The organism is Dietzia sp. Cai40 (genome assembly GCF_014145165.1).
Taxonomy (GTDB): domain Bacteria; phylum Actinomycetota; class Actinomycetes; order Mycobacteriales; family Mycobacteriaceae; genus Dietzia; species Dietzia natronolimnaea.
The window spans coordinates 1-7,632 of record NZ_JAALEB010000016.1 but is presented as its reverse complement, the minus strand read 5'-3'; the positions used below and the strand labels follow the sequence as shown (position 1 = coordinate 7,632).

Below are 7,632 nucleotides of genomic sequence, written 5' to 3'. Positions count from 1 at the left end.
CACCGACCCCGAGTCACCGAACGAGCCCCGCCCCCGCGAAGGGGAGCGGGGCTCGAGTCGTCGGCGCCCGGCCCGGAGCGGCTGTGCCCCTGATCGGCTGAGCCCCTGATCAGCTGTGCCCCTGATCGGCTGTGTCCCGGTCCCGGTGTGCAGGCGCCGGAGCGGATGGCGGGAGTCGGCCTGGCGGGCTCCGGTCAGGGCGTGTTCTTGCGGTTGGCCTCGCTCGCCTGGAACTTCTCCAGGACCGGGGCCTCGTGGGTGATGGTGCCGTCCTCGACGCTCTCGTGATACGCCAGGTTGCCCACGCGGTTGGCGATCACGGGGGCGGTGCACACGGCCACGATCCCGGCCAGCAGGAGCATTCCCAGGTCGATGTGCGGGAAGATCCGGACGCTGGCGCCGAACAGTACGAGCACCAGGCCCAGCACCTGTGGCTTGGCGGCCGGGTGCATCCGGCTCAGGGTGTCGCGGAAGCGCACCAGCCCGATGGCGCTGGCGAGGGTGAGCAGCGCACCGGCGAGGACGAACAGCGCGGAGACGATCTCCCGGGGGTCGTCGGTCATGTGAGGGCCTCCTTGTGGACGCCGGTGGAGTCGCTGACCCGGAACCGGGCCACGGACACCGATCCGAGGAAGGCGACCAGCGCCAACGCCACGAGGGCGGCCGCGGCGGTGGTGTCCTTGCTCCAGGCGATGTACACGCCGACCCCGCACTGCGCGATGGCGGCGAGCATGTCCAGGGAGATCAGCCGGTCGAGGGTGTTGGGTCCACCGATCAGCCGGATCATCGTGGTGAACAGTGCGAGCGTCAGGGCGACCACGGCCGCGCTCCACAGCAGCAGTGACAGGCTCATCGGTGCTCCTCGCTGTCTCGTACGGGCTCGGGTGGGCGGTCGCGGTCGTCAACGCGCTCGGGGCCGCTGGTCCCGTATTCCTCTGCGGGGGCGCAATAGTGCTGCGGGCTGGGTCGCCAGTCCTCGGGACGTTCGAACGCGCGCACGTATAACTGTTCCACGTGGGCGGTCTGGCGACGGAACCTCTCGACCGCCTCGGGACTCCCGGCGTCCAGGACGTGGACGTACACGTACCGCGCGACCGGGTCGACGCGCACGACGATGCCGCCGGGCATGAGGTTCAGGGTGTTGACGGCCAGGGCGAGGGTGAAGTCCGACTTGAGCTGCATCGGTGCCCTGAGCACGGCGGACCGGGGCGGAGCCTGCGGGCGCACGGACAGCCACGCCACGGTGATGGACGAGCGGACGAGGTAGTAGGCCACCACGACCACCAGCCATGCCGTGGACACGGGCCTGAGCAGGCCCTCCACGGGGACTCGGGGCAGCGGGAGCAGCACCATCACCACGATCGCGACGAGCACCCCGGCGACGATCGTGCCGACCTCGACCGGCCCCCACAGCATGACCCAGGCGACCGTCAGCCACAGCATCATGAACACGCGGGACCCGACGACCCGGGGGTCGAGACGGACCTTGAACCTGCGGGCCATGTCAGCGCACCCCCGTCACGGAGTCGACGTAGCGTTCGGGCGTGGAATCGATGGGGATGGTGTCCAGGTAGTCATGCCGCTCCATGAGGCTCTCGGCAGCACGGTCGGTGACCCCGAGCAGTGGGCCGGCGAAGACGGTCATCAACAAGGAGACCACGATGAGGGCCATGGTGGGGGCGAGCATGCTCAGTGGCATCCGGCCCACCTCCTCGCGCTCGTCGAACTCCACGTACTCGTCCGACGGCAGCAGGGCCAGCGGCTTGGCCAGGGCGACCGCTCCCTCGGGAGCGTCCGCGCGGGGGCGCCAGAACGCCTTGGACCACACGCGGACCACCACGTAGAGCGTCAGCAGGCTGGTGACCATGGCCCCGGCGATGAGCACCCACATGAGCGGACCGCCGACCTCCGCGCCGGCCTGGACCACCGCCAGCTTGCCGATGAAGCCGGAGAACGGCGGGATGCCGCCGAGGTTGAGGGCCGGGATGAGGAAGACGACGGCGAGGACGGGGCTGGCCACGGCGAGCGAACCCAGACGGCGGAGGGAGGACGACCCGGCCTGCCGTTCGATCAGTCCGACCACCAGGAACAGGGTGGTCTGGACGATGATGTGGTGGCCGACGTAGTAGATCGCCGCGCTCAACCCGTACCCGGTCGACAGGGCGATGCCGAAGATCATGTACCCGATGTGGCTGACGAGGGTGAACGACAGTATTCGTTTGATGTCCGACTGTGCGATCGCGCCGAGGATGCCGATGACCATCGTCAGCAGACCCGCCACCAGCAGGACGCCGTCCATGGACCCGCCGGGGAACACGAGGGTGTGGAAGCGGATGATCGCGTAGACGCCGACCTTGGTCAGCAGGCCCGCGAACACCGCCGTGACGGGGGCGGGCGCGGTGGGGTAGGAGTCGGGAAGCCAGGTCGAGAGGGGGAACACGGCGGCCTTGATGCCGAACGCCACCAGGAAGACGGCGAAGATCGTGTTCCGCAGCCCCTCCGGGACCTCGGCCATCCGGACGGACAGCTGGGCCAGGTTGAGCGTGCCCGCGGCCGAGTAGGTCAGCGCGATGCCCAGCAGGAACACCATCGACGACACCATCGACACGACGGTGTAGGAGACCCCCGCGCGGACTCGTTCCTGGCTGGCGCCGAGGGTGAGCAGGACGTAGGACGCGGCCAGCAGCATCTCGAACCCGACGAACAGGTTGAACAGGTCGCCGGCGATGAACGCCGCGTTCAGTCCCGCCGCGAGCGCCAGGTAGGTGGGGAGGAAGATCGAGGTCGGTTGGTCGCCGTCCCCGTCGCGGACGCCCTGCCCCACGGCGTAGATGATCACCGTCAGCAGCACGATGGCCGACACGCAGAGCATGAGGGCGCTGAGCCGGTCCGCCACCAGCGTGATCCCGACGGGTGCGTCCCAACCGCCCACCTGCACGGTGTGCACGCCGTGTTGGTCGGTGAGCACCAGCAGGATGCCGGCGATGACCAGCACCCCGGTGAGGGTGACGATGGTGATGATGTTCTGGACCCGGGGACGGCGGGAGACCACCAGGCACAACGCCGCGGCGAGCAGGGGGATCAGGACGACGGACGGGATGAGGTAGCCGAACAGTTCGGGGGAGATCACCGGCCACCCTCCTTTCCGTCGTCCGGGTTTCCGTCGTCGCGCCTCGTCCGCCTGCGGTCGCGCGAGGCGGCCGCGGCGCGGGCGCGGGCCTCCGCTTCGGCTTCCGCCTCGGCCTCCTCCAGGTCCTCGTCGTCGTAGTCGACGTGGTCTCCCAGCTCGGTGGGTTGACCGGTGGTGTGGTCGTCGGACAGGTCCCGGTCGGGTGCCGACCAGGCGTCGGTGGGCGAGCGCTTGGCGATCTTGGTGTCCTCGGCGTCGTCGGCGACCTCGTCGGCGGTGGTGAACTGGTAGGAGCGGTAGGCCAACGCCAGGATGAAGGCCCCGACGCCGGCGGTGATGACGATCGCGGTGAGGATCATCCCGTGGGACAGCGGATCCGAGTCGGCGGCGTCGGGGCTCCGGCCACGCCCCATGATGGGCGGGCTGCCGGGCGGTCCCCCCGCGGCCAGCAGGAGCAGGTTGATCCCGTTGGAGAAGATCATGATCCCCAGCAGGATCTTGATGATCGCCCGCTCCAACAGCAGGTAGACCCCGACGGCACAGAGGAGCCCGGCGAGCAGCAGCAGCCCGAAGTCGGCAGTCATGACCTGCCTCCTGACGGGGCGCCCTGGTTCTCGGCGGCCTCGCGGCGGGCGGCGCGGTGGGCGGCCAGGTCGGAGCGTGCGCCGTCGGCGTCAACGCCGGGGACGCTGCGCAGCGCGGCCGTGGACGGCGACTCGGTGGCGTCCACGTAGATGGCGCGGAGCTCCTCGAGATCCTCGGCGTCCAGATCGAGTCGGGCGCCCAGGCTGCGGAGGACGTCCAGGACCAGACCGACGACGATGAGGTAGACGCCGGCGTCGAAGAGCAGGGCCGTGACGAACTTGACCTCGCCGAACACCGGGAGCGTGGCCTCGAACGTGGCGCTCGAGAGGGCGGGGGCGCCGAAGAACATCGAGGCGGTGGCTGTGCCGGCGGCCAGGAGAAGGCCGAGGCCGAGGATCCGGCCCGCGTCGATCGGGATGGCTTCACCGAGCTCGTAGCGCCCGCCCGCGAGGTAGCGCAGGACCAGCGCCAGACCGGCGACCAGGCCGCCCGCGAACCCGCCGCCGGGGTTGTTGTGGCCGGCGAAGAAGAAGAAGAGGCTGAGGATCATCATCGTGGGGAACACGAGACGCGTGGTGACCTCGAGGACCAGCGACCGTGCGCGGGGGTCGCGGACGGTGGCGCCGACGAGCCACCGTCCGGGGGTCGCCCCCGGCGCCTCGATGACGATCCGGGCCGCCTCGACGCCGCGCCGACCCGAGCGGGTCTTGTCGACGTCGGCCAGGCGCGGGCCGGAGCCGTAGCGACGGTTGCGGAACACGAGGCTGGCCACCCCGGTGGCGGCGACCAGCAGGACGGTGATCTCGCCGAGGGTGTCCCACGCGCGGATGTCGACCAGGGTGACGTTGACGGCGTTGGCGCCGTTGCCGATCTGGTAGGCGATGTCGGGGAAGACGAGCGAGACGGCCGGGTGCTGGCGGGCGTTGATCGCGTAGGCGCCGGTCACCACCACGAGCAGCCCGACGCCGATCCCGAGCCAGGCCCGGAGCCGGCGGAACCCGTTGGAGAGCGGCACCTCGGCGGGCATGGTGCGCAGCACCAGCACGAACGCGACCATCAGGAGCGTCTCGACCAGCGCCTGGGTGAGCGCGAGGTCCGGGGCGCCGTGGAAGGCGAAGATCACGGCGAGCCCGTACCCGGTAACGGACATGCAGATCACCGCGGCGAGGCGGTTGCGCAGCACCGCGGCGGCCACCGCGGCGAGCGCCATGGGGATCATGACGATCAGCACGACCGGGTTGGCCGACAGCTCCATGCGCAGGCCCTCGCGGGTGCCGGCGAGGAGTGAGACGAACGGGAACACCACGAGGGTCACCAGGATGATCCCGAGGGTGAGCGGTAGGGAGCCTCGCTGGATGCTCGCCGTCAGGCGCAGCGAGAGGGTGTCGAAGAACCTGAGCACCGCGTCGTAGATGCGGTCGGCGTTGCCGAGGGCCGGCGACTCGAACTGCATCCTCTCGACGGTCCGCTGCGCCACGTAGAGCAGGGTGCCCAGCACGTAGACCACCAGGGTGAGGGCGAGCGGGACGCCGATCCCGTGCCACAGGCCCAGGTGGTAACCCTCGGGTCCGCGCCACGGACTGCCGGGCGGGAACGCCACGTCGACGTACCGGGCGATGAGGTTCTCGACGGGCGCGTTCCACAGCCCCAGCACCAGTCCGGAGACGGCCAGGGCGGCGGGAACGGACAGGAACAGCGGGCCCGCCGGACGGGAGGCGGCGACGGCGGGGCTGATGCCGTCGGGGAAGGACCGCTTGGACCGGAAGGCGCCCATGACCAGGCGTGCGGTGTAGGAGAAGGTGAGGACGGACCCCGCCACGAGCCCCGCGGTGACGACCAGCGACGGCATCCCGTGCAGTCGCTCCTCGGACAGGACCGTGGCGAACGCGGCCTCCTTCCCGACGAACCCGAGGAAGGGGGGCAGGCCCGCCATCGAGGCGGCGGCGAGGGTGAAGACGAGTGCGAGCGCGGGTCGCTTCCGCCCGAGGCCCGACAGGTCGCGGATCTCCCGGGTGCCGGTGGTCTTGTCGATCACGCCGACGGACATGAACAACGCCGACTTGAACAGGGAGTGAGCGAGCAGCATCGTCAGGCCGGCGAGCATGGTGTCTCGCGACCCGATGCCCACCAGGACGAGAAGGAACCCCAGCTGGCTCACGGTACCGAACGCGAGCACGAGCTTGAGATCCGTCTCGCGCAGCGCGCGCCACCCGGCCATGAGGAGCGAGACCAGACCCAGCACGATGAGCGGGAGCTGCCAGGTGGACGAACCGGACAGACCGGGGGTCATGGCCGCGACGAGGAAGACTCCGGCCTTGACCATCGCGGCGGAGTGCAGGTAGGCGCTCACCGGCGTGGGGGCCGACATGGCGCCCGGCAGCCAGAAGTGCAGCGGGGCGATCGCGGACTTGCTCCCCGCACCGATGATCACCAGGACCAGCGCCCAGTGGATGAGCGGACCCGACGGTGGCGACGCGACGACGTCGCTGATCAGGTAGGACCCGGTGGCCTGGCCCAGGATGATCAACCCGACGAGCATCGCCAGACCGCCGAGGGTGGTGACGAGCAGGGCCAGGGTGGCCGCGCGGCGGGCGGAGGCCCGCGCCGCGTAGTGGCCGACCAACAGGAAGCTCAGGACGGAGGTGATCTCCCAGAAGATGTAGAGGAGGATCATGTTGTCGGCCACCACCAGGCCGAACATGACCCCGGCGAAGGCCACGAGCTCGGCGGCGAACAGGTGCAGGCGGGGTTCGTCGTCCTTGAAGTACCAGGTGCAGTAGACCAGGACCAGGGCGCCCACGCCCAGGGCGATGAGCGCCAACAGCGCCGACAACGCATCCATCCGCAGATCGAGCGCGAGGTGGATGCCGGGTGCCCACTGGACGGACTCGGTGGGGACGCGGCCCAGGTTGGCGGCCACCCACACCGCTCCCGCCGCCGGCACCAGGGCCAGTGCCAGGAACGCTCGGCGACCGAACCTCAGGACCAGCGGGACCGCGAGCAGGGCGGCCACGGCGTGGGCCGAGAGGATCGCGATCACCGGCGGCTCCTCTCGTCGTGTGGACCGGAGAACGACGCGCGGACGCCCCCGCCGGAAGAGGGCGGGGTGTCGGTGGTCGACCAGGGTCGGGGTTCGCCGATCACTTTACAGAAAGTGACCGACAGGCCCTCTCTCAGCGCAGGTGGAGGAGGGTCGCCGCATTCAGCAGCGCGGCGATCGAGGCCTCGCCCGGGGACTGCCCGAAACCCATGGCCCACGTCGCGCGCCGCCCGCAGGTGGCCTGCAGGATCGTGCACCAGGACTCGGTCCGGTCGAACGCGTCTCCCTCGTACTGGTGGAACCGCTCGATCTCCACGCGGGCCCCGATCCTGCCCAGCATCTCGGACATGGCGGTGAGGTCCCCGCAGGACTCGGTGGTCAGGCGGTGGGCGGTGAACTCACCCGGGGCTGCAGGATCACGGGTGGCCAGGATCGCCTCGTACGCCGTGATCCCGCGGCCCAGCGGACGGCGCGTGAGGTCGGCCAGGTGGAAGTGGTCGGTCGACGGCGCGTAGGTGTCGACGAGCGTGCGCCAGTCCAGTGCGGCCGCCTCGTCGGCGAAGCCGCTCGGCAACCGGCGACCGAACCGCTCCGCGAACGGGCAGGAGGTCGTCCCGGTGGGGGAGGAGGTGGTGGCGTACATGGTGTTCTCGTCTCAGACGTCGGTGCGGGGACCGACGGAGATCGAGCAACCACGCAACGGGGGTGCCGGTCTTCAGGCCCCGTTACGTCCGGTTACTACGAGAATCTTCCGCATGACCGAGAACTGTAGACCGCGCAGGCGTGCGGCGGCAAGCGGACGTGACCGGGTTCTCTGTTCGCCACGGTGCGTCCGGCGCCCGGCCGGTCCGCGCGTCCGGCGCCCGGCCGGTCCGCG

Annotated in this window: 7 protein-coding genes; all 7 read right to left on the bottom strand. The window is 70.4% G+C overall.

Annotated elements, in window-relative coordinates; all coding sequences use genetic code 11:
* Positions 1 to 194: 194 nt before the first annotated feature.
* The gene (locus G6022_RS00815; protein ID WP_182610647.1) at positions 195 to 563 is read right to left on the bottom strand and encodes a monovalent cation/H(+) antiporter subunit G; all 369 of its coding nucleotides are present in this window, start codon (positions 561 to 563) and stop codon (positions 195 to 197) included.
* On the bottom strand, positions 560 to 853 hold the full coding sequence (locus G6022_RS00810) for a monovalent cation/H+ antiporter complex subunit F (RefSeq protein WP_182610648.1): 294 nt from the start codon (positions 851 to 853) through the stop codon (positions 560 to 562). Before G6022_RS00810 ends, G6022_RS00815 begins: the two co-directional genes overlap by 4 nt.
* Positions 850 to 1,503 carry a Na+/H+ antiporter subunit E gene (locus G6022_RS00805; RefSeq protein WP_182638963.1) on the bottom strand — a complete coding sequence of 218 codons (654 nt, stop codon included), beginning with the start codon at positions 1,501 to 1,503 and terminating at the stop codon, positions 850 to 852. The genes G6022_RS00810 and G6022_RS00805 overlap by 4 nt, the downstream gene beginning before the upstream one ends.
* A 1-nt stretch (position 1,504) precedes the next feature.
* Positions 1,505 to 3,130: a Na+/H+ antiporter subunit D gene (locus tag G6022_RS00800; protein ID WP_182638961.1), complete on the bottom strand. Its 1,626-nt coding sequence runs from the start codon at positions 3,128 to 3,130 to the stop codon at positions 1,505 to 1,507.
* Positions 3,127 to 3,714, bottom strand: a complete 588-nt coding sequence (locus tag G6022_RS00795; RefSeq protein WP_182690881.1) for a Na(+)/H(+) antiporter subunit C — start codon at positions 3,712 to 3,714, stop codon at positions 3,127 to 3,129. Before G6022_RS00795 ends, G6022_RS00800 begins: the two co-directional genes overlap by 4 nt.
* Entirely contained in the window at positions 3,711 to 6,755 is a 3,045-nt protein-coding gene (locus G6022_RS00790; RefSeq protein WP_182690879.1) for a Na+/H+ antiporter subunit A, read from the bottom strand. Before G6022_RS00790 ends, G6022_RS00795 begins: the two co-directional genes overlap by 4 nt.
* A 133-nt stretch (positions 6,756 to 6,888) precedes the next feature.
* The gene (locus G6022_RS00785; protein WP_182639465.1) at positions 6,889 to 7,398 is read right to left on the bottom strand and encodes a hypothetical protein; all 510 of its coding nucleotides are present in this window, start codon (positions 7,396 to 7,398) and stop codon (positions 6,889 to 6,891) included.
* Positions 7,399 to 7,632 lie beyond the last annotated feature (234 nt).

What these genes read in the sequence shown, in the direction of transcription:
- G6022_RS00815 (WP_182610647.1), bottom strand. Translation starts at nt 563, where the DNA reads ATGACCGACGACCCCCGGGAGATCGTCTCCGCGCTGTTCGTCCTCGCC.
- G6022_RS00805 (WP_182638963.1), bottom strand. Translation starts at nt 1,503, where the DNA reads ATGGCCCGCAGGTTCAAGGTCCGTCTCGACCCCCGGGTCGTCGGGTCC.
- G6022_RS00810 (WP_182610648.1), bottom strand. Translation starts at nt 853, where the DNA reads ATGAGCCTGTCACTGCTGCTGTGGAGCGCGGCCGTGGTCGCCCTGACG.
- G6022_RS00785 (WP_182639465.1), bottom strand. Translation starts at nt 7,398, where the DNA reads ATGTACGCCACCACCTCCTCCCCCACCGGGACGACCTCCTGCCCGTTC.
- G6022_RS00795 (WP_182690881.1), bottom strand. Translation starts at nt 3,714, where the DNA reads ATGACTGCCGACTTCGGGCTGCTGCTGCTCGCCGGGCTCCTCTGTGCC.